The organism is Zobellia laminariae (assembly GCF_030553095.1).
Taxonomy (GTDB): domain Bacteria; phylum Bacteroidota; class Bacteroidia; order Flavobacteriales; family Flavobacteriaceae; genus Zobellia; species Zobellia laminariae.
Window position 1 is genome coordinate 3,078,947 of record NZ_CP130738.1, and the last position, 23,035, is coordinate 3,101,981.

At 36.2% G+C, this 23,035-nt stretch carries 15 protein-coding genes and 3 pseudogenes; 2 read left to right on the forward strand and 16 right to left on the reverse strand.

All coding sequences use genetic code 11. From position 1 onward, the window contains the following. Positions 1–99: 99 nt before the first annotated feature. The 6 genes and pseudogenes from secA to Q5W13_RS14785 all read right to left on the reverse strand — a co-directional run bounded on the left by secA (position 100) and on the right by Q5W13_RS14785 (position 8,397). The gene (secA, locus tag Q5W13_RS14760) at positions 100–3,462 is read right to left on the reverse strand and encodes a preprotein translocase subunit SecA (protein WP_304443517.1); all 3,363 of its coding nucleotides are present in this window, start codon (positions 3,460–3,462) and stop codon (positions 100–102) included. Between the two features lie 198 nt (positions 3,463–3,660). Next, positions 3,661–3,885, reverse strand: a complete 225-nt coding sequence (locus Q5W13_RS14765) for a DUF2795 domain-containing protein (protein WP_304443518.1) — start codon at positions 3,883–3,885, stop codon at positions 3,661–3,663. 171 nt (positions 3,886–4,056) lie between these two features. Then, positions 4,057–4,641: a cob(I)yrinic acid a,c-diamide adenosyltransferase gene (locus Q5W13_RS14770; RefSeq protein ID WP_304443519.1), complete on the reverse strand. Its 585-nt coding sequence runs from the start codon at positions 4,639–4,641 to the stop codon at positions 4,057–4,059. Between the two features lie 220 nt (positions 4,642–4,861). Further along, positions 4,862–5,365, reverse strand: a complete 504-nt coding sequence (locus tag Q5W13_RS14775; RefSeq protein WP_304443520.1) for a hypothetical protein — start codon at positions 5,363–5,365, stop codon at positions 4,862–4,864. Between the two features lie 67 nt (positions 5,366–5,432). Then, positions 5,433–7,313 (reverse strand): annotated as a pseudogene (locus tag Q5W13_RS14780) (ABC-F family ATP-binding cassette domain-containing protein). A gap of 4 nt (positions 7,314–7,317) precedes the next feature. Continuing rightward, on the reverse strand, positions 7,318–8,397 hold the full coding sequence (locus Q5W13_RS14785) for an Lnb N-terminal periplasmic domain-containing protein (RefSeq protein WP_304443521.1): 1,080 nt from the start codon (positions 8,395–8,397) through the stop codon (positions 7,318–7,320). A 199-nt stretch (positions 8,398–8,596) separates the two neighbouring features. Here Q5W13_RS14785 and Q5W13_RS14790 point away from each other — a divergent pair. Then, positions 8,597–9,339 (forward strand): annotated as a pseudogene (locus Q5W13_RS14790) (CDP-alcohol phosphatidyltransferase family protein). Positions 9,340–9,341: 2 nt separating this feature from the next. Here the strand turns inward: Q5W13_RS14790 and lptB are convergent. The 3 genes and pseudogenes from lptB to Q5W13_RS14805 all read right to left on the reverse strand — a co-directional run bounded on the left by lptB (position 9,342) and on the right by Q5W13_RS14805 (position 11,990). After that, positions 9,342–10,082, reverse strand: a complete 741-nt coding sequence (lptB, locus tag Q5W13_RS14795; RefSeq protein WP_155594326.1) for an LPS export ABC transporter ATP-binding protein — start codon at positions 10,080–10,082, stop codon at positions 9,342–9,344. 101 nt (positions 10,083–10,183) lie between these two features. After that, positions 10,184–11,025 (reverse strand): annotated as a pseudogene (gene tatC, locus Q5W13_RS14800) (twin-arginine translocase subunit TatC). Then, positions 11,025–11,990: a KpsF/GutQ family sugar-phosphate isomerase gene (locus tag Q5W13_RS14805; RefSeq protein WP_304443522.1), complete on the reverse strand. Its 966-nt coding sequence runs from the start codon at positions 11,988–11,990 to the stop codon at positions 11,025–11,027. Before Q5W13_RS14805 ends, tatC begins: the two are co-directional and overlap by 1 nt. 256 nt (positions 11,991–12,246) lie before the next feature. Here Q5W13_RS14805 and Q5W13_RS14810 point away from each other — a divergent pair, with 256 nt between their 5' ends. Then, positions 12,247–14,457 (forward strand): RecQ family ATP-dependent DNA helicase, encoded by a 2,211-nt coding sequence (locus Q5W13_RS14810; RefSeq protein WP_304443523.1) that lies wholly within the window; start codon positions 12,247–12,249, stop codon positions 14,455–14,457. Positions 14,458–14,537: 80 nt separating this feature from the next. Here the strand turns inward: Q5W13_RS14810 and Q5W13_RS14815 are convergent, their stop codons facing one another. The 7 genes from Q5W13_RS14815 to Q5W13_RS14840 all read right to left on the reverse strand — a co-directional run bounded on the left by Q5W13_RS14815 (position 14,538) and on the right by Q5W13_RS14840 (position 23,005). Beyond that, positions 14,538–15,590 carry a S66 peptidase family protein gene (locus Q5W13_RS14815; RefSeq protein ID WP_304443524.1) on the reverse strand — a complete coding sequence of 351 codons (1,053 nt, stop codon included), beginning with the start codon at positions 15,588–15,590 and terminating at the stop codon, positions 14,538–14,540. An 89-nt stretch (positions 15,591–15,679) separates the two neighbouring features. Then, complete coding sequence (locus tag Q5W13_RS14820; protein WP_368662262.1) at positions 15,680–16,585, reverse strand: carboxypeptidase-like regulatory domain-containing protein; 906 nt, start codon at positions 16,583–16,585, stop codon at positions 15,680–15,682. After that, positions 16,525–17,010: a carboxypeptidase-like regulatory domain-containing protein gene (locus Q5W13_RS25145; RefSeq protein WP_368662263.1), complete on the reverse strand. Its 486-nt coding sequence runs from the start codon at positions 17,008–17,010 to the stop codon at positions 16,525–16,527. The genes Q5W13_RS14820 and Q5W13_RS25145 overlap by 61 nt, the downstream gene beginning before the upstream one ends. Before the next feature lie 216 nt (positions 17,011–17,226). Next, on the reverse strand, positions 17,227–17,958 hold the full coding sequence (gene rluF / locus Q5W13_RS14825; RefSeq protein WP_304443525.1) for a 23S rRNA pseudouridine(2604) synthase RluF: 732 nt from the start codon (positions 17,956–17,958) through the stop codon (positions 17,227–17,229). Positions 17,959–18,057: 99 nt separating this feature from the next. Further along, entirely contained in the window at positions 18,058–19,005 is a 948-nt protein-coding gene (locus tag Q5W13_RS14830; protein WP_304443526.1) for a DUF3999 family protein, read from the reverse strand. Between the two features lie 260 nt (positions 19,006–19,265). Continuing rightward, positions 19,266–21,665: a DUF2339 domain-containing protein gene (locus Q5W13_RS14835; RefSeq protein WP_304443527.1), complete on the reverse strand. Its 2,400-nt coding sequence runs from the start codon at positions 21,663–21,665 to the stop codon at positions 19,266–19,268. A gap of 173 nt (positions 21,666–21,838) precedes the next feature. Then, positions 21,839–23,005: a serine hydrolase gene (locus Q5W13_RS14840; RefSeq protein ID WP_304443528.1), complete on the reverse strand. Its 1,167-nt coding sequence runs from the start codon at positions 23,003–23,005 to the stop codon at positions 21,839–21,841. Between the last annotated feature and the right edge of the window lie 30 nt (positions 23,006–23,035).

Sequence of the window (23,035 nt, forward strand, 5' to 3'; positions counted from 1 at the left end):
ATACAATTGTATTTAAGTAGCGTTTTACTCGTCAATCGGGCAAAAAAAACGGCAACTTATCTCTAAGTTGCCGTTAAATATTCTAATAAGTGCTGGTTTTTACCCTTCTGTAAGCACCCAATCTCCGTTTTCTATAAGCGGTTCTGCCTGTTTGTACTTAACAGTTTTGCTTTCGCCAGAGATTACATTCTTTATAGTAACTCTATCGTTACGGCCAATCTTTGGTCGCTCACGAACGATAGTTTCAGTAACCTGAGGACGTTGGCCTTGTGTTTGGCCTGCTGCTCTGTTCTGAGCTGCTAGCTCATCGCTATTAGGTATTTCTTCTTTACTGGTCTGAAGCTCTTCTTTAGGTCTGCTTACAGTTCTAGCTTCTTGAATCTCGTTAGGATTCTCGCTTGGTAGCTCACCTTTAAACAAGAAAGAAACAACTTCTTTGTTCACCTTATTTATCATCTCTTTAAAAAGTTCAAAAGCTTCAAACTTATAAATCAATAAAGGATCTTTCTGCTCATGAACCGCTAACTGCACAGATTGCTTTAGCTCATCCATCTTACGTAAATGTGTTTTCCAAGAGTCATCAATGATGGCTAGCGTAATGTTCTTTTCAAAATCGGTAACCAATTCCTTCCCGTTACTTTGGTAAGCAAGTTCTAGATTAGTAACTACATTAAGCGTTTTAATACCATCTGTAAAAGGCACTACAATACGCTCAAACTTGTTGGCATTGTCTTCGTAAACCTTTTTTATAACAGGGAATGCAGTTGCTGCATTACGCTCCATTTTGCCTTGATAGTACTTATAAGCTTCAGAGTACACCTTGTTGGCAATATCCTGCACACTCATTTTACTAAACTCATCTTCTGAAATAGGAGATGTTATGGAGAAATATTTTATAAGTTCAAATTCAAAATTCTTGTAGTCGCTTGCTGCCTTATTGGTATCCGCAATAACTTCGCAAGTATCATACACCATATTGGCAATGTCCACTTTTAAACGTTCACCTTGTATAGCATGACGCCTTCTTTTGTAGACTACTTCACGCTGGGCGTTCATAACATCATCATATTCCAAAAGACGTTTACGTACTCCAAAGTTGTTTTCTTCTACTTTTTTCTGTGCACGCTCAATAGATTTGGTCATCATGGAGTGTTGAATTACTTCACCATCTTCCAAGCCCATTTTGTCCATCATTTTAGCCACACGGTCAGAACCGAATAAACGCATTAGGTTATCTTCTAAAGAAACATAAAATTGCGAGCTTCCTGGATCTCCTTGACGACCAGAACGACCTCTTAACTGTCTATCTACACGTCTTGAGTCATGTCTTTCTGTACCTACAATAGCTAAACCGCCAGCTTTTTTAACTTCGTCGGTCAGTTTAATATCTGTACCACGACCCGCCATGTTTGTAGCAATAGTTACAACACCTGGGTTACCAGCTTCGGCAACTACATCTGCTTCTTTTTTGTGAAGTTTTGCATTCAGTACGTTGTGATTTACTTTTCTAATAGTCAACATTCGTGATAACAACTCAGATATTTCAACAGAAGTTGTACCAATCAATACAGGTCTGCCTGCTTGAGATAGTTTAGTGACTTCATCAATTATGGCATTGTATTTTTCACGCTTGGTCTTGTAAATTAAATCGTGTCTGTCATCACGGGCAATAGGTCTGTTGGTTGGTATTTCCATAACATCCAACTCATATATTTCCCAGAATTCACCTGCTTCTGTAACAGCCGTACCGGTCATACCGGAAAGCTTGTTATACATTCTAAAATAGTTCTGTAATGTAACCGTGGCGAATGTTTGAGTAAGCGCTTCGATTTTTACATTTTCTTTAGCTTCAATAGCTTGGTGAAGTCCGTCTGAGTAACGACGACCGTCCATGATACGTCCGGTTTGTTCATCAACAATCATTACCTTATTGTCCATTACCACATATTCCACATCTTTTTCAAAAAGCGTGTATGCTTTTAAAAGTTGGCTCATGGTATGAATACGCTCACTCTTAATTCCAAACTCTTTAAAAAGTTCTTCTTTAAGTTCAGCTTCTTTTTCAATATCTAAGTTCTGATTTTCAATCTTGGCAATTTCTCCGCCAATATCCGGCATTACAAAGAAATCTCTATTTTGCTCACCTGAAATATAATCTACACCTTTCTCGGTAAGTTCAATTTGGTTGTTCTTTTCATCGATAACAAATAACAGGTCTTCGTCTACTTTAGGCATTTCCCTGTTGTTATCTTGCATATAGTAGTTCTCCGTTTTCTGAAGTAACTGCTTAACACCTTCTTCACTTAAGAACTTAATAAGTGCTTTGTTCTTTGGTAGACCTCTATGTACACGTAGTAATAAGAAACCACCCTCTTTAGTATTGCCTTCTTGAATTAGTTTTTTTGCTTCGGCTAAAACCCCTGTTAAGTGATGTCTTTGTTGATTTACAATATCACCAACCTTAGGTTTAAGTTCGTTAAATTCATGACGATCTCCTTCAGGCACGGGACCTGATATAATTAATGGTGTACGAGCGTCATCAACTAAAACTGAATCTACCTCATCTACGATTGCGTAATGATGTGGACGTTGTACTAAATCTTTTGGCGTGTGTGCCATGTTATCCCGTAGATAATCAAAACCAAATTCGTTATTGGTACCATAGGTAATATCTGCGTTGTAAGCAGCTCTTCTTCCTTCTGAGTTAGGGCGGTGATGATCAATACAATCTACTGAAAGACCGTGAAACTCAAAAATAGGAGCCATCCAAGCACTATCTCTTTTTGCTAGGTAATCATTAACGGTAACCAAGTGTGTACCGTGTCCTGACAAAGCATTAAGGTATAAAGGCAATGTTGCTACTAGGGTCTTACCTTCACCAGTATGCATTTCTGCAATTTTACCTTGGTGTAGTGCAATACCACCTATTAGCTGTACGTCATAATGAACCATGTCCCAAGTAACCTCTTTTCCCGCGGCGTTCCATGAATTCTTCCATATAGCACTGTCACCATCTAAAGTTACATAGTCTTTTGAACCAGAAAGTTCGCGATCATATTCTGAAGCGGTAACTTGTATAGTTTTATTTTGAGCAAAACGCTTAGCCGTTTCTTTAACTACAGCAAAAGCTATAGGTAAAATCTCATTAAGAGTAGCTTCACTTACTTTATATGATTCTTCTTTTAGTTTATCTATTTCGGCATAAATATCTTCGTTCTTATCAATATCCGTAGAAGCTTTTACTTCTTCTTCTAATTCACTTATTTTTTTTGTGAATTCGCTGATGTCTTCGGCTATTTTAAGCTTAAAGGTTTTAGTTTTCTCACGAAGCTCGTCATGACTAATTCCTTCTAACTGCTTTTCAAAAGACCTTATCTGTTCTACAAGAGGCTGTAGCTCTTTTACGTCTTTTTCAGATTTATCACCTACAAATACTTTTAATATCGAATTTAAAAAACTCATTTCTAGCTATTTAGTATTAGACCGCCTTTAAGATATTGTAAGCGGAAGGGCACTATAATTACATTGTGCATATGGCGTAGTTCTTTGCAAAAGGTATTCCAGTTTGTAGCCTATGTACATTTCGCCTAAATGCCTGCCAAAATTACATAAAAAAAAAGCCTCGATAGAGACTTTTTTGTTTCAATTAACGTAATATTTCTAATATTCGTCCTCGTTCCAGAGATAATCTTCTTCTGTTGGGTAGTCTGGCCAGATTTCTTCGATGGATTCGTAAATCTCACCGCCCTCTTCTTCCATAGACTGAAGGTTTTCGACGACCTCTAGAGGCGCGCCTGTACGGATTGAGTAATCTATCAATTCGTCTTTTGTTGCGGGTAAGGGTGCATCACTTAAATATGATGCTAGTTCTAATGTCCAATACATTTCAGTTGTTCAATTTAAATTTTTGCAAAAATAATTTTTATAACGATATAGCCAAGGAAATCAGGCTATTTTATTACTATTATTTTTGTATTAATAGTTTGATAACGATGAATTAAACAAATTATTAGAGAAAAGCAAATTAAACTGAAGCAAAAAAATTATAATCGCTCGCTAGTTGTCTTTTTCTGTACTCTCAGGAATCCATTTTATTTCATCTGCTTGTAAGTTTTCTGACAACTTTCGTGCCAGCACAAATAAATAGTCTGATAGTCTGTTCAAAAATAACAGAACGTTCTCGTTGAAAGGTTCATTCTCGTAAAGAAGTGTACTCATACGCTCCGCTCTACGACAAACAGTTCTGGCAATATGACAATATGACACTGTAGTGTGTCCCATGGGAAGGATAAAATGCGTCATTTGAGGTAACGCTTCGTCCATTACATCTATTTCTTTCTCAAGTAATTCAATATCCGTTGCCTTGATTTCATCAATATTCAAACGTTTTTTTCCATTTTTGAGGATTGCTTTCTCTGGATCAGTAGCCAAAATTGCACCTACAACAAATAGATTCTCCTGTATTTTGGTCAAAACCTCCTTAGACCTGCTATCTATCTTTTGATCTCTAACTAGACCTAGCCAAGAGTTTAGTTCGTCTACCGTACCATAACTTTCTATCCTTACGTGGTGTTTTTTAACTCGAGTACCCCCAATTAGGGCGGTAGTTCCTTTATCACCTGTTTTGGTGTATATTTTCATTTTAAGAAATTTACAGTGTATTGGTAGATGGATTTAACGGTCTCGTTCCTTTTCTTCTTTTTTTGGAACTTTTGTAATTATCCATAAATTTTCGGCTTTTACGGTCTTTTGACTGACGGCGGCTATTCATTGATGATAATATATATATAACAGCCACAACTCCTAGAATAATATAAATAGTATAGTTGCTCATAATTGCAATTTAATCTAAAATAAGCGTTTAAATCCGAATTTTAAAATGCTCCTTGGCCTGTTCTTCTCTAAAGAAAACAGCTCCACAATAGAACATATCTACTGTTACCGTTATTTTGGGGTCATTTTTTAATGCTTTCCAAATAGCTTCGGATTGTTTTGATTCATAAATACCGTCTAATAAAAGCAAGGTATTATTGTGAATGTTTTTTTTCGCGGATAAAAGGGTTTCTACTTTAGAAATATTTTTTTTTGATAGATAAATTATATCTGCATCTGCTAGTACAAATTTAGCTTCGGGAAAGTTTTTGTTAATCAACCCTTTTAGCTCTTCTTCATTGTCTTGCAGCATAATCCGCTCTGACTCAAAATAAGCAATGCTTTTAAAAAGCACATTTAAGCTTTTAGAGCTGCTGTACTTTTTTTTGCGATATAAACATTTGGTAACATAGCCATAGATAAAAGGGGAGTGCACCCCATGTTGATTGGTTGCCGAAGGCAAGAATTTCAAGTGTTTTAGCAACTGTTGCACTAGTAACTATTTGTTATTTTGTTTTGACAAAAAGACTTTGAGAACTTGTTTTCGCTTTTGAACAGGTTTATCCTTCCATTAATGCAGAAAGTTCAAACCAACGCTCTGTTTTAGCTTCTATAGCTTCATTAATTTCTTTAAGTTCAATAGAAAGTTTATCTATTTCTTCGCCACTTAGAGAGCTATCTGCAAATTGGTTCTGCACCTTAACTTTTTTTGCTTCTAGTTTCTTAATATCCTTTTCTAAGTTGTTATACTCTTTCTGCTCTAGATAGGGCAGTTTATTCTTAGGACTACTCTTCTTTTGTTCGGTTTTATTTGCCGTTACTTCTTTTATGTATTTGCTTTCTCTTCACGGCTTTCCAATACTTTGCTATCCTCATAAGCACGGAAATCTGAATAATTTCCAGGAAATCTTCAATAACTGCATTTCCTCTGAATATGAAAAGGTGATCTACAATTTTATCCATGAAATACCGGTCGTGAGAGACCACTATTAAACAGCCCGGAAAATCCAAAAGAAAACTTTCAAGAACATTTAAGGTAACGATATCTAAATCGTTGGTAGGTTCATCAAGTATTAAGAAATTAGGATTTTGAATAAGAATCGTACACAGGTAAAGTCGCTTTCTTTCACCACCACTTAATTTGTCTACAAAATCATATTGTTTTTTTCTATCGAAAAGAAAGCGTTCCAAAAGCTGTTGTGCAGAAATTTGTCTACCCTTCATAAGCGGAATGAAATCGCCAAATTCGCGAATGACATCAATAACCTTTTGGCCTTCCTTGATATTTATTCCTTTTTGGGTGTAGTAACCAAATTTAATAGTGTCACCAACTATTACCTTACCAGAGTCTGGTTGGTCTGAGCCGGTTACGATATTTAAAAACGTAGATTTCCCGGTTCCGTTCTTGCCAATAATTCCTATACGTTCTCCTTTCGTAAAAGTATAATCAAACTTATCTAAAATAGGCTTTTCAGGATATGACTTTACAAGTTTGTGGAGTTCAAGAATTTTACTGCCCACACGTTCCATATTTATTTCTAGCTGAATTTCATGGTCATTTCTCCTTTGGCTAGCTTTGTCTTTTATGGTGCTAAAATCGTCTATTCGTGATTTTGATTTAGTAGTACGTGCCTTAGGTTGCTTTCGCATCCATTCCAGCTCTTTCTTGAAAAGGCGTTCAGATTTATGCTGTTCTACAGATTCTTGCTCAATACGTGCCTCTCTTTTTTCTAGGTAGTAAGAATAATTGCCTTTATATGGGTAAAGCTGACCATTTTCTAACTCTATAATTTCATTACATACCCTTTCTAAGAAGTAACGGTCGTGAGTTACCATAAAAAGACTCATGTTCTCTTTTGCAAAATACTCCTCTAACCATTCAATCATTTCAAGATCCAAGTGGTTGGTAGGTTCATCAAGAACTAATAAGTCTGGTTTGTTGATAATGGCATCTGCCAGTGCCAAACGTTTTTTCTGTCCACCAGATAGTAGACCTACGTTCGCATCTAAATTGTCCAATTTTAATTTAGATAGAATTTGCTTGTACAAGGTTTCAAAATCCCAAGCATCAAAACGCTCCATTGCTTCAAAAGCTATCTGATACGCATCTGCATCTTCAGTATTGTGCAATGCTTTTTCGTAAGCATTTATAACTTGGAGTATTTCATTATCCGAGGCAAAAATAGTCTCTTCAACCGTTAAATTGGGGTCAAGATCAGGTTCTTGATCTAAAAATGAAACACGAATGCCCTTCCGGTAATTCACTTGTCCTGAATCCGGGCTATCTAGTCCGGACATTATATTTAGAATAGATGTTTTTCCGGTTCCGTTTTGGCAATCAAAGCAATTTTCTGGCCTTTATTGATACCAAAGGAAAGGTCCTTGAAAAGGACACGTTCGCCATATGATTTGGAAATATTTTCAACAGTAAGTAAATTCATGCAATTATGCGATTTTTGGCTTGTGATATGACCAGAATAAAAATAAATATCGTGCGATAAGGGCAGCCCAAATGGCTAATATCAAAGGAGAAAAAAGTTGTAATCCAAACATCCATAGAATTCCGGAAACAACAATTAAAATAGCTAGAAAAATAGCATACTTCGCAATCCAATTAGGACCTCTTTTTTGGGCAACTATAAAAGCAATGATTAAGTTTGGCGGAAACGCCCATAATATATTAAAATTACCTGCAGTGGCACTGTGGTCTGTAAAGAACCATAGAAAAACAATAAGCAGACCTATAATGCCTGTACTAAAGAAAAGTATAAAGTCTAACCACCTTCTGCGGGTATTATTCTTAAAGTCAAAATAGGTTAATACCAAGATGATAATCAGAAGCACAATTAACCATAGTTCTGGTGAAATAAAGAAGCTAGAGGCACTATCTTCTGAGTTAGCTTCTAGTAAAACTTTGGATTTAGCTACTAAAGGTTGTCCGTTTAATTGAGCAACATCTAATTGCTCCATGATATAATCCGGTAAAAACATATGTTCTTTTGGAGTAGCAATATCATCTATTACAGAGCCCAATGCTAAATCAATACCAAAACCGGACCATGAGTTTATCTTAACCTTTTGCCGTATTAATTGGCGATGGGTATGTAATTCTTTCAGGTAGTTCTTGTCAAAAACAAGTTTGTCTCCGTATACTTCATTTAAAATGTCCCAAATTTTGGTCGCGCAATTGTTATAGAAGAAATCATATTTATAATCTCTATTTTCTGGAAGATAGTTGGTTTCAAGAAAATTGAAAAGCTCTTGGCGTTCGGTCAATGTTAATTGCAATTCTTGACTTCTTACCCAGCGATTTTCGTACTCGTATTCTTTTAGAAAATAAGGAAAACTTTGTCTGGCAAGCGTATAATCTAACTTTCCGCGGACAAATTTCATGTAGAAATTAGGTGTAGTAAAATCAAAAGTGCCATAATTGTAAATTGCATTTATGCCTAAACTAGTATCTTCAATATGAATGGCGCTATGTCCAAAGGTAGAATATAGTTCGCTTAGGGCCGCAGGTAACAACGCTTATCTTAGACAGAGGTGTCAATTCAGGGGCTTGGGAGAATCCCAAAACTGATAAGCTGAAAAGTAATATGAATATGATTTTTTTCAATTGCATTATTAATTTTACTGAATTTCGTTCGGCAAATATCCGAATAAATAATGGTCTGACCTGATTGATGTTAAATTGTATTATTTTTACGCAAAAGCAAATCATTTCATGAAAAAATATATTCCTAACCTAATCACTTTATTGAATGTTTTCTGTGGATGTGTCGCCACCGTTTTTGCGGTATCTAACCAGCTAGAAATGGCGGCATTGTTCGTGTTTTTAGGAATTTTCTTTGATTTCTTTGATGGATTGGCAGCAAGGGTCTTGAATGTTCAAAGTGAACTTGGCGTTCAGTTAGATTCTCTTGCGGATATGATTACCAGTGGTCTTGTACCTTAATTGTAATGTTTCAATTATTAGGAATGTCTACAAGTGGTGGTTGGAATGCTAGCGATGGTGCTGTTTTTTCTTTTGATGGTATATCTGGGTTGCTTCCTTTTCTTGGTTTTTTAATCACCCTTGGTTCAGCATATAGATTAGCGAAGTTTAATATTGATGAAAATCAAGTTTCTTCTTTTGTAGGTTTACCAACTCCTGCAAATGCACTTCTAATTCTTTCGTTGCCATTAATATTACTATATCAGAACAATGATGCTTTGAACGATATTATTTTAAACGAATGGTTTTTGATTTTCATGACGGTGTTGAGCACTTATCTACTGAACGAAAATATTGAACTGTTCGCATTAAAATTCAAAACTTGGAATTTTAAGGACAATGCGCTCCGCTATATTTTTCTTATTGTAAGTGCGGTACTTTTATTAACGCTAAAGTTTTTGGCCGTACCGTTTATCATTGTATTTTATGTGGTAGCCTCTTTGGTTTCTAATCTAGGAACTTCTAAAAGCTAAATTTAGAAGTCAAGTTTCTTTTTACGAAGCTCAAAGTTTTGTCCTAAGTATACCTTACGGACCATTTCATCTGCAGCTAAATCTTCTGGAACGCCTGATTTTAGAATGCCACCTTCAAACATAAGGTATGACCTTTCTGTAATAGCCAAAGTTTCTTGTACGTTGTGATCGGTAATAAGAATACCAATATTCTTGTCTTTTAATTGCGCTACGATACGCTGAATATCTTCTACCGCCACAGGATCCACACCGGCAAAGGGCTCATCTAACAAGATAAACTTTGGGTCTGTGGCAAGAGCACGTGCTATCTCCGTACGTCTGCGCTCTCCACCAGAAAGTAAATCGCCTCGACTCTTACGGATATGTCCTAAGCTAAACTCTTCAATAAGCGACTCCATTTTCATGAGCTGCTCTTTTTTGCTGAGTTTGGTAAGCTGTAATACACTAAGAATATTCTTTTCTATACTTAACTTCCTAAAAACAGAAGCTTCTTGAGCCAAGTATCCTATACCGTTCTGAGCTCTTTTATACATGGGGAAGTTGGTAATGTCTGTTCCATCCAAATAAATCTTTCCTCCGTTTGGCTTTATGAGGCCAACAATCATGTAAAAAGAAGTGGTCTTTCCAGCACCGTTAGGTCCTAGCAAACCAATAATTTCTCCTTGGTTAACTTCTAAAGAAATACCCTTTACCACTTTTCGACCGCGGTAGGATTTCATTATATTTTCAGCTCTTAACTTCATCTTAGAGGTTTCTTATTTTGGATTTTGGAGGTCTTTATTTGGGACGACCAAAAATTAAAGGAACGGTAAACTTTTGGAACAGCCTTGTGTTTACGATTTCTTTAACCCTTTTTCTCTTGCTTTCTCTCGCGCTTGGCTTCTTTTTTAAGTACGATCTTTGAAATATAAATACTTACTTGATATAATACAAGGACGGGAACAGCTACAATAATCTGACTTGCAACATCCGGAGGAGTAATTACCGCCGAAAGAATTAAAACAACTACTAACGCAATTTTTCTATACTTCTTAAGTATTTCTGGTGTAACAACACCTACTTTGGTTAAGAAGTAAATAATTATTGGTAGCTCAAACAGAACTCCACATGCTATTACCGCAGCTCTAACGGTACTGATATATGAGTCAAGGTCAAATTCGTTTAATACAATCTCACTTACTTGGTACGTACCTAAGAAATTGATTGATAATGGAGCTACTACATAGTATCCAAAAAGGACGCCCATGAAAAAGAGAAAAGAAGCTATAAAAATGAAACCTTTTGAATGTTTTCTCTCATTAGGATGAAGCCTGGGCTAATAAATTTCCAAAGTTCATAAAGAACATACGGGAAACTAACAATGAAACCTACCCAAATAGCAGTCCAAATATCGGCAGAAAACTGTCCGCCCATGGTTCTACTCTGTATAGTAAAAGGAAGCTTTTCGGCACAGAATGCAGAGTCAAACCCTAAGGAAGTAGCCACGTCACAGAAGAATCTGTAGGTAGGGAAATCCATTTTTGAGGGGCCAAATATAACGGTGTCAAAAATAAAGCCACTCATTACAAATGCTACTGTTCCCAATATTACTACGGCTAAAACGGACCGTATTAAATGCCATCTTAGTTCTTCTAAGTGGTCTAAAAACGACATTTCGTCGGGAGTCTTCGTGTTTTGGTTTGCCATTATAATATGCCTTCGTTGATCAAGTTGTGCAAATGTACAACACCCATGTATTTTTTACCGTCTACACCCAATAATTGTGAGATACCCTTTTCTTGCATGAGCTCTAATGCTTCAATGGCCAGAACATCTACGGAAATAGTCTTCGGGTTCTTGCTCATGATGTCTTTTGCAGTAAGGCCACTTATGTTATCGTACTTGTTTAGCATACGACGAATATCACCGTCCGTTACAATCCCTACTATTTCATCACCTTCCGTAACAGCGGTCACACCTAGCATCTTTTCTGAAATCTCCACAATAACTTTTTTCACATCTGCATCAACATGTACTTGAGGTTTCTGATTCGTGGCAACAATGTCCGAAACTCTTAAGTATAGGCGTTTTCCCAATGACCCATAAGGATGATATTTAGCAAAATCCTTACTACTAAACCCCTTTAGTTTCAAGAGGCAAATTGCAAGTGCATCGCCCATCACAAGTTGTGCAGTGGTACTGGTTGTTGGGGCTAAATTGTTTGGACAAGCTTCTTTCTCCACGTAGGTATTCAGTACAAAATCTGCTTCATTAGCCAAGTAAGATTCGATATTACCGGTCATGGCTATTAATTTGTTCGTTCCCCTTTTAATAAGTGGAATAAGCATTTTTATTTCTGGAGTACTACCACTTTTTGAAATGCAAATAACAACATCGTCTTCTTGAACGGTTCCAAGATCACCATGAATGGCATCGCCGGCATGCATAAAAATAGCAGGTGTGCCTGTGGAGTTTAGTGTAGCTACAATTTTAGAAGCAATTATGGCACTTTTGCCTATTCCAGAAACTATGACTCTGCCTTTAGACTCAAGAATGCAGTTTACCGCATCTGAAAATTCTTCGTTTAACAAAGTGCCCAAGTTATGTATGGATGCACTTTCTGATTCTATCGTTTTCTTGGCCACTGCAAGAATAGCTTTGCTATCGTTCAAACTATGAGAAGTGTTAAGATTCTATTGTTTTTATGTGCTCGTAATCGATAAATACGACCGTTTTGAATAAAACTATTCAAAAACCCGAATAGTTTCTGAAACTTTGTTTTATATTTAAGATTACAAAATTACATAATCTTGACGTATAGCTAATTTAATACCCTTAAATATATTTTGACTAAATTAGAGTCCCCCGCAACGAAAAGTATGATGTTAAAAAAATTAAGATACAGTTACCTAAAGTTTTTTACGAGATATGGCAAAAGATAAAAATGTTTTGAAAAAAACTGATTTGCATGCCTCGCTAAAAAAATATTTCGGTTTTTCCGAATTTAAGGGTCTTCAAGAAGGTGTTGTAACCAGTCTTTTACAAGGTAACAACACGTTTGCGATTATGCCCACCGGTGGTGGTAAATCGCTTTGTTTTCAACTTCCTGCATTAATGAAAGAAGGCACCGCTATTGTGGTTTCGCCATTAATTGCATTAATGAAGAACCAAGTAGATGCAATAAGAGGAATATCCTCGGAATATGGTATTGCTCACGTACTCAACTCTTCTTTAACAAAAACAGAAGTGAGGCAGGTGAAGCAAGACATTACGGACGGAGTTACCAAACTCCTGTATGTAGCACCGGAATCATTGACTAAAGAAGAGTATATTGAGTTCCTTCAATCCGTAAAAATATCTTTTGTAGCGGTAGATGAGGCACATTGTATTTCTGAATGGGGTCACGATTTTAGACCCGAATACAGAAATTTACGAAGTATAGTCAACAGGTTAGATGAGAATATTGCTATAATAGCACTTACAGCTACGGCTACTCCAAAAGTGCAAGAAGATATTATTAAAAACTTGGGCATTACAGATGCTACAACATTTAAAGCTTCTTTTAATAGACCCAACCTCTTTTATGAGGTACGACCCAAAACAGCCAACGTAGATTCCGATATTATTCGTTTTGTTAAGAAAAACAACGGAAAATCTGGTATTATATACTGTTTGAGTAGAAAACGTGTAGAAGAATTGGCACAAGTGCTTCAGGTAAATGGCGTTAGCGCCGTGCCTTATCATGCTGGTTTTGATGCAAAGACACGCTCAAAATATCAAGATATGTTCTTGATGGAAGATGTAGATGTGGTTGTGGCTACCATTGCTTTTGGAATGGGAATAGACAAACCGGATGTGCGTTTTGTAATTCATCATGATATACCTAAGAGTATTGAGAGCTATTATCAGGAAACCGGTAGAGCAGGTAGAGATGACGGGGAAGGGCATTGTTTGGCATTCTATGCGTACAAGGATATAGAAAAGTTAGAAAAATTCATGTCTAACAAGCCCGTTGCCGAACAGGAAATAGGTAATGCTTTGTTACAAGAAGTTGTTGCATACGCAGAAACATCTATGTCCCGTAGAAAATTTATGCTCCATTATTTTGGTGAAGGATTTGATGAAATCAACGGTCTTGGTGCAGATATGGATGACAATACAAGGAATCCAAAAGAAAAAGAGGAGGCCAAAGAAAATGTTATTAAACTTATTAAAGTAGTGAAGGCTACTCATGAAAAGTTTAAATCTAAAGAAATTGTAAGAACCCTTTTAGGGAAGACAAATGCTTTGATAACATCTCACAAAACTGATGAAAAGCCCGAATTTGGAATAGGGTCGGACAAAGATAAAGAGTACTGGATGGCTTTAATACGCCAGACATTGGTAGCAGGTTTTCTGAAAAAGGAAATAGAACAATATGGTATATTGCGCGTAACCGATAAAGGAAAAACTTATTTAGATGCTCCACAGTCTTTTATGATGACAATGGATCACACGTATACCAAAGAAGGTAACGATGCTATTATAAGCGCTGCAAAAGCAGGTGTTTCTGATGAGAAGTTGCTAAAGCAATTAAAAGACCTTCGTAAAAGTAAGGCGAATAAACTTGGTGTACCTCCGTTTGTTGTTTTTCAAGATCCTTCTTTGGAGGATATGGCAATGAAATACCCTGTTACCCAAGAAGAACTTACTACTATTTATGGAGTAGGTGAGGGTAAGGCAAAGAAGTACGGTAAGCCGTTTATTTCTTTCATAGCGAATTACGTTGAGGAAAATGAAATCATTAGACCAGACGATCTTGTAGTAAAAAGTACAGGAGCAAAATCTGCTCTTAAGCTATATATTATACAAAATGTTGATCGTAAGCTTCCTTTAAGTGACATTGCATCGGCTAAGGGAATTGATATTCCACAGCTTATTAAAGAAATGGAACAAATCGTTTTTAGTGGTACAAGGTTAAATTTGGACTATTGGATTGACGAGGTGCTTGATGAAGATCAACAGGAAGAAATTCATGATTACTTCTTAGAAGCAGAGACCGATGACTTAGAAGACGCTATGAAAGAGTTTGATGGGGATTATGAAGACGAAGAACTCCGACTATACCGATTAAAATTTATTAGCGAAGTAGCTAATTAATTGGTTATACTTTATCTAAAAAGGCAGAAGAGAAAAACACTAATATGTTTTCCTGTTCTGTCTTTTTTTTTAAAGAATTGTTATAATACCGCCTTCTCAAGTAGTTGTAAGCTCATTTTTCTGGCATCCATCTTAGCGGAAATGCCAATAGGAAACGTAAAATTGTTTTCTACGTGGCCAAAGCTCATGCCATAAGCTGCGGGAATTCCCAAGGGTTTAATTCTATCCATAATTACTTCTTTCAAGGTAAAGGAAATAGGGTTTGTAGATTCGTTGCAACCAGCACAAACACCAAATAGAATACCGGCGGCCTTTCTAAAGGTTTTACCTTCTATCAGCTGAGTTAGCATTCGGTCTATTCGGTAAGGAGCCTCCTCTACATCTTCTATACATACTATAGCATCAGTAAAGTCAATTTCGTGTGGCGTACCAATTAAGGCATTAATTAGGGTTAGGCTACCTCCAACTACTTTTCCTGTGGCAGTACCTTCTGTAATAGTGTAACGTTCAAACTCAGGATTCGTAGTAAATTCGGGTTTTAGAAGGGGTTTGTTTTGAATTTCTAATTGCTCCTTTGGAAACAGTACAACTTTTTCCAGTTGATTAATACTGTAGGGGTCGTTTAAAGTACTGCCAACTGGTCCGTGAAAGGTAACAAGCCCTGTTTCTTGTTGAATACCATTCAAAAGAGCCGTGATATCACTAAAACCAATAAAGACCTTAGGGTTTTCTCTTATGCATTCAAAATCTATCATTTGCATGATTCGAGTACATCCGTAGCCACCACGAGCACATAAAATGCCATCAATTTTTTGATCAGCAAACATCTCATTGAGGTCTTTTGCTCTTTCCTCATCTGTGTTGCTCAGATAGCCAAAATTACCAATTATTCGATTTGTATGATAGGGTTTGAACCCCATGGATTTTAAGGTCTCTTTAGCCTCTTCTAAGATGGAGGGTTGAATAGCGTAACCCGGAGCGATAAGAGCAATGGTATCTCCTTTTTTTAACCTTTTTGGTTTTATTGTTGAGGGACTAATGGAAAGGTTACCGTTTGCTATTCCTAGATTGGGTAGTAATGCCGCTGCGGTACTACCTAATGCCGCACCTATAAATTGTCTTCTGTTGGCCATACTTTTAATTTAAGAGTATGAATTTAAATAGAATCATAAAAAAAAACGGCCATTTGGCCGTTTTTGTAAACTATGTTTTTGTTTTTTTCTCAAGGAATGGAAGTTCCTCCATCGGAATTTGCCTTTCTCAATTGGCGTTGAATCTTTTTTATTGCAGATTCAATAGATTTTTCAGGCTCAATAATATTATACTGTCCCCAAAAATCAGGGTCTGCAAAACCAATAGCCTCGTCACTTAAAATAATAGAGGTCTTAATTCTATCCTTAGCCTTCGGGAATTCAGTACTTAGGTTCTTCTTCCAGTCAGTAACAGCCATTTCACAAGTCATGCTATAAACAGAATTAAAAAGACGCTTGTCCCAATTCACTTTAAATTCTAAGAGTACATTACTATAGGAGTAGTACCATTTGCCATTTTTCTCACGATAATCTACTCTATAAGCAACATCAGTAGGCCATACTTGGGCATTTCTCGGTTTTCTTCTTACGAATAGTCTTGCCGCCAAATCTTTGTCCGTAATATTAAGGCTATAAATGGCACTAGTAAGAATTTTATTCTTGGCATCTATGTAAAGCTTACCCTTGTACAAGGGGTCTAAAACTTGTGAATTTTGCTCAAAATTAACCACATATATCAATTTATCATTCACGCGTGTTGAGTGGTCAAATTTAAAGATATAATGGTCCATTGTCTCTGGCGAGAATATATACTCTGGATACTTCATGATATCTACAAAGAGCGCGTTAAAAGGTCCTCCCTGTAGCTTTAAGGCAACTGTGTCTAGTTTATCATAATCCGTACTTTTCCTTGCCTTGTAAAGTTTTACGCCATCTTTTTTAAGAGAGGTGTATGGTGTCTTATAAATGTTGACAACAGCTTCTGAAAGCGATACGTTTTTTCTGCGTTTTTTGATTGTTTCCCTATAAAAAGCAGTCATAAGAGTAGGGTCGTCAAAATAATTTTCTCCCTTTCTTTTAAGTACATCACGTACCAAGGCTTCGGCATTTTTTGGCACTTCAATATCAACCCAGGAAGTTCAGTGATGGAAATATCCATCATAATTTTGTTCTTCTCTTTATTGAGTTGTGCTAAGGAGATGGTTTTTGTGCTATAGCCAAGAAAGGATACAATAACATTTGCATTGGAGGCATCTTTAGGAATTTTTATAGAGAATTCACCTTCCGCATTGGTAATTGTGCTTATGTTGGATTCTTCTATGGCCAGCGAAGCAAACACCAAAGGTTTTTTTGTTTTGGAATCTAGAACCTCGCCTTTATATAAAATGAATTCAACTTCTTGTTGCGTCTCATCCTGAAAGAAAGCTGAAGCATTATGAGTTCCTGTAATCATGCCCAATAGCATTATAAAAAATGCCATGAACATGAAATTTGGGGTATTCTTTTTTTGTTTGTGTATCATGACGTTATGTTTTAAGGACATATTTTTGTCGTTCTCTCTAAGTTAATGATTTTTAGCTAAATACGAGCGCTGAAATCAATTTATATTTTGAGATATAAAGTGTTGAAATAAGGTTGTTTAACCCCTAGAAAGGGTCTTTATATTAGTTTTTTGGTTTATAAGGAGATTATCCATCTATGAAGAAGGTATGGACTCTATATGGAAATAAACCTATTTCTAGAAATGCGTTTTTGATGAAGAAGATACAAGTCTATTTATCTCTTTTAGCTCAACTTCTGTTAAGTCTCGCCATTTGCCAACGGGAACATCTAATTTTATGTTCATAATACGAATACGTTTTAGGCGCTGTACATTGTAATCTAGATACTCGCACATGCGTCTAATTTGTCTATTTAGACCTTGCGTTAGTATAATTTTGAACTCGTATTTACCAATTTGCTCAACCTTGCACTCCCGCGTCACGGTGTCTAGAATAGGAACACCTTTTTGCATGCGTTCTACAAAATCTGGGGTTATAGCTCTATCAACAGTAACCAAATATTCTTTTTCGTGGTGGTTACGCGCTCTAAGAATTTTGTTGACGATATCTCCGTCATTGGTTAGAAGAATGAGTCCTTCACTAGGTTTGTCTAATCTGCCAATAGGAAAAATACGTTTTGGGTAGTTGATATATTCAATTATATTGTCTTTTTCAACTTTGGTGTCCGTAGTACAGACAATGCCAATAGGTTTGTTAAAAGCAAGGTAGACCGGTTTTTCTTTTGGTTCAGATATTAATTTACCATCTACATGAACTTCATCCCCTTCGGTAATTTTTGTGCCCATTTCCGGCACTGTACCGTTAATAGTAACGCGACCTTGGTCAATTAATTTGTCCGCCGCACGACGTGAACAATAGCCAACTTCACTTAGGTATTTATTAATTCGGGTCTGTTTGGGTTCTTGCACGCTTTTGTATTTTAAGAATGCAAATTTACAGGATTCTAGATTGGTAAACTAACAAGAAGTATTTTAGGTTGATTAGAATATCAGTTCAACTTATAAAAACTATTTTTTGGCCATCATCCTTAAAGTAAACCATCCTAAAACCACAATAACAGCACCCATAACTAACCAAAGCCAGACTTTACTTTCAAAAAGCGGTTTTTTTAGTGTCTTTTTAGGCTTTGAAATTTCTTCTGTATTTCCTAAATCTATAGAAGAAGCATTTTCTGGAACTGCAGAGGCGATTTGCTGAATGTCATATTTAGGTAGTTGAGCATTTTTGTTGCCGTAAACTAAAAAATAATCAGCAGGATTATCAAAACGGACTAGCAACTGGTGAGTATATCCTTTTGCTACTGCCGATTCTATTTGTAAAGCTTGATTATCATTATTCTGAATAATTAATCTCAATTTTTGTGCTAGGGTACTAGCAAATTTAAAACCTATTGTGTCTACAGAAGATAAAGTGCCACGATAAAGGTTATTGTAGGTGTATTTAAGACCTTTCTCAGTTGTAACACTGTCCGATATATATTGCAGTGTCATAGGTCTGTAATAATCCACCTTGTCAGAAATATTCAATTTTAAGAAGCTTAGTGGTAACCTTTGGTTTAAGTCAATATCCACCACTGTGGTCTTGCCTTTTTGCTTTATGTTCATAAAGGTAGTAGGGTAGGTGTTATATGAAGCGCCTAGAGAACCGTCCAAACTTATTTTTGCCTGTTTTAATTCTGGTTTTACTTTGCTTTTAACGAGTAAGCGGTAATATTTGTATTTAGATTGTGGCAAGTTTAGTGTGCTGAAAGTATAGTTGGTTTGCTCATTTTTTATGGAAAGAATACGATAATCATCTAGTATTTGAAACCACTCGTTTTGCGTTTGACTTCCTTCTAAAACAATGTTCCAATTAAAGTTAGTTTGATTGAATTCTAGGTCGATTTTATTTATGGGTTCCGTAGAGGGGACTTCATAAGTAAAGTAATAACCGTCTTTGTTGGAAGCACTATTCAAGAGTTTAAATGCAATCTCTTTTTTATTATTTTTTTCGGAAGCTACTTTTAGAATATAAGGAGCTTCAAGAGTGTCACTTTCAGTAATACCATAAATGCGTATGTCAGAAAGGTTGTCATTGGTATTGTGAAATCTTATGGTTAGGTAAAGTCACGGTATGCCATTGCTCGGAAATTCCTTTTAATTCTTGTTTGTACTCATACGTAGAGAGTTGGCCAAAAGCCATAGTGCAAGACCACAATCCGAAGAAAATAAGAAGTTTATTTTTCAGTTTCATCCGAAATAACATTTTTGTATTTATTGTAAAGAAATGAAATGATAAGTAACAGCACGCCAAGCAAAACCAAAACAATGGTTTTTGAAATGGTATTTAACGATGCAATATCATATAAAAACAGTTTAGCAAGTGTGACGCCAAATAATGAAATAGCACCAATACGAAGGTATTTTCGTTGCTTGTAGATGCCCAAACTAATTAGGAATAGGGCATAAACACCCCAAAGTATACTAAGGCCTAACTTGTAAGATTGGTCAGAACCGGCAAGGTGCATCCAATTCAACAATTCACTGCTAAGAATCCATAGGATAGAAATATGAGTGATAATTTCAACAGGAATCTTTAGGTTTACATTCATAAAAGCCTGTTTGGAAAGCTTTGTCAAAGTAATCAATAAGATAGTGAAAAAGGCAAATGAGATGTAGCGTATGCCAATATTCATGATGCCAATTTCATAATATTCAGAAAGTGCACGGTCTATATAACTATCACGAAGTTCACTTAAAATGTACAAACCGGCAGTTAGAAAAAAGAAACTTACCGCTACGCCCATCACCAAGTTACTAATACCTAAAACTCTATTTTTAAGTTTTTTGATGTTAACAAAAGCCAATATGGTCAGGAATAAAAAGGTGTAATTGAAAAGCCAGATAAATCCAAAATCCTGTAGGTCATAATTATGCTCACCATAACTATACGTATCACTCGGGTTCAGATTCACTTCAGATTCTCCAAACAAGTTTTTCCAGTACTGCTCAATTTCTAGGTAAAACGCCATATAAGAAACAAACAACAAGATTACCGGTATTACAAAAGACATTATCACGGGCAGTTTAGAGGCTGGTTTTCCTTCTAAAGAGATACTATGTTTTTGATTTATCCAATTGATAAAACCAAAAGCAGCTAAAAATAATGCCGATGTTAGAAAATAACTATTAAATATAGGTGTCAATTCGGTGGTGGAATAGTAACCTCCGTAACCCATTCCCCAATCTTGAGTTAGACTTAGGAGTGCCAATATCATCAGTGGGTATGAAAGGTATTCGTAAAAGGAAACTCCTTTGGTACGACCAATAAAGAAAAGTAGTGCAGCCTGTAATGTCCACAACAAAGTAACCCAGTTGCCATCTAATTGTACGGGCGCAGCAATTGTTATAAATACAAGTACCAATCCTGAAACGAGATGAAAAAGGTTTCTATCCGCTAGTTTTTTCTTGAATAATATAACGCAAACGACAAAGTGAATGATAGCATTAACTAGAGTAAAAGCACCAAGTAAGTCTTTACCGGTTTCGTGGTTTGCTAAAAGACTGAAGCCAAGACCGTAAAAAATAAAAGAATTTAAAAGCAGCAACACCACGTCGCTCTTCAAGAATTTTTCTTTTCTAATAAGTTTATAGGCTAAAACCGCAGTATAAAAAATGACAAAGAATACGGTTAAGTAAATGAAAGCCAGAGCAAAATGTTCTGTTTCCTCATAGGAGAAAAACATCCATGAGCTATATATCAAATAAGTGAAGATAAATGCTGAATAGAAAAGGGGTTTCCAGTATTTTTTAAAGGAAATAACCAGAATGCCCACATTAATAATTGCCATGTAAGCAAACAATGTAGCTACATTTCCTGAGTTGTTACTCAGTAGAAATGGAACGGCATAAGCACCTACCAGACCAATGTGAGCGATAACCTGCTTGTTGTAGTTCAATGCCGCAACAACTCCAAAAATTGTAAAAACAAGCATTAAGGCGAAAGCCATTAATTGCGGGAACAGGTCATAGAAACTGTAGGCAGCAAAAGTTATGAAATAAAGAATGGCAAGGGCACCACTCACAAGAACGGCACTGTAATTTTCGTATTTGGCTTTTAGTTTTATTCCGAACCCTAAAAGACCTAAGCCAGCTAAGTACCCTAAAATTATACGGGTAAGCGGACTTATTAATTCATTCTCAATAGAATATTTTGCGCCAATAGCAACACCTATTACGGTTATGGCTATACCAATTTTATTGATGAGGTTTTCTCCAATAAATTTTTCAAGATTTGATTTTCCTTTTGGTTTTTTAACTTTTTGGGGAGCTGCAGGTTGCGCAGCGGTAGCTTCAATAGGAGTTTCAATTATTTCTTGAACAACTGCTTGTTCAATTTCAACAGTTTCTAGAACTTCCTTAATTTCTGGAATTTCAGAAACAGGTTGCGGTATTGTTTTTTCTGATGCTAGTTGGTCAGGCCGAAGTTTTTTTAAGTCTTCAATTTTATGGTAAAGCTTCATTAATTCTTTGGCGAATCCTTCTTGTTTACTAAGAAGTAATTCAAGCTTTTGGTGAAGCTGGTCAATTCGGTCTTGGTGGTCTGACATGTTAAGATTACTTTTTTCAAGGCTCAATAGACTGTTTTGAAGCTATAGAACTAGCTTATATAACGAGAAATGAAGTAATTTATTGACAGGAGCCCAACATATATTCAAGAACAATTAAAGTAGGTGCGCTCTGATTATAGTTAAGAAAACAGCGCTTATTCAATCAGACTAGCGCCAACGGCTAAGTATGTTGCAGGATGTTATTGTTTTCGCTTTAGCTCGTAAGCATACAACTGTCTGCCTAGTTCCGCTAAAAACGGTATGCCTACTTCCTCGTATTCGTAGGTGTCATCATTAAAAATACCGTTCTTATTGACTAATAAGGTCGCGGTAATCATAAATTCTACGTTATTTTCTGTGTCTTTAATGTAAGCGCAATCAGTTAAGGTGCCATAAGCAACCCCTACTTTATTATAGATTTTAATATTTTCCGGAATGTTCTCTTTTTTATCCCCATAAATAAAGAACTTACAATAGCTGTCATTGTACTCTTTAGAGTCGTAACCAATTTTTCTTGGTACAGTGTACATAGTGCTTAACAGAAAATTACGCTGCTCTTCACTCATATTAAAACGTTCATTTTCTGCAAAAGTCTCCGGAAAGATAATTCGTTTAAGAAGAGCATCTTGGGTTTCAATAGGATAGTAGTTTTTTAGACTAAAATCAAAAGCTTCCGTCATAAGGGAATCTTCTTCATAGAAACCCTTTCCTTTCTTTATGTTTTTAAGCTTTAATGGTTTTGGGTACGTATTTATTTTTTTTGATAGCATACGTACAGTGCTATCATTTTCATATATAATTAAAGGTTTCGTAGTTGCGTTGTCATCATCACTACCTAGTCTTTGCCATATCCTAATAGGAGCAACTCCTGTGCGTCTTAAAACGGTATTGATGGTGTCTTGCCCTAAGAACTCAATTAATCTATTGTTTGCATCGTTATCGCTAACTGCAAATATCTGGGAAATAACTTCTGAAAAGGTAGTTTCAATAGAATCGCCCTCAACATAAAAGCGGGTGTTGAGACTTAGAGAATCCATCTGGTTCAAGCGGCTAAGTGCTACAACTGCTGTTGGCAGTTTTGCGGTGCTAGCAGGGTAAAAATAATTACTGGAATCTACCTGAAAATCAAAATCAGTGAAGTGAACTTCGTCACCTGTTCTATTTATCTGGGTATATCTTATCTGAACTTCATGTTGATCAAGGCTGTCCATCACCCTTTTTATTTTTGGGGTGGTAGAAGTCAGTATGGCCTCCAACGGGTCACCTGTTTGCCGTTGTTCTTGTTTTTGCTGTTGCTCTTGTTTTTGAGGAGAACAGGAAACAAATATTAGTAAACTTAAAACTATAAAGAGACCTTTTCTAAACATGCGTTTTAATAGAAATTTAATATAAGGGAG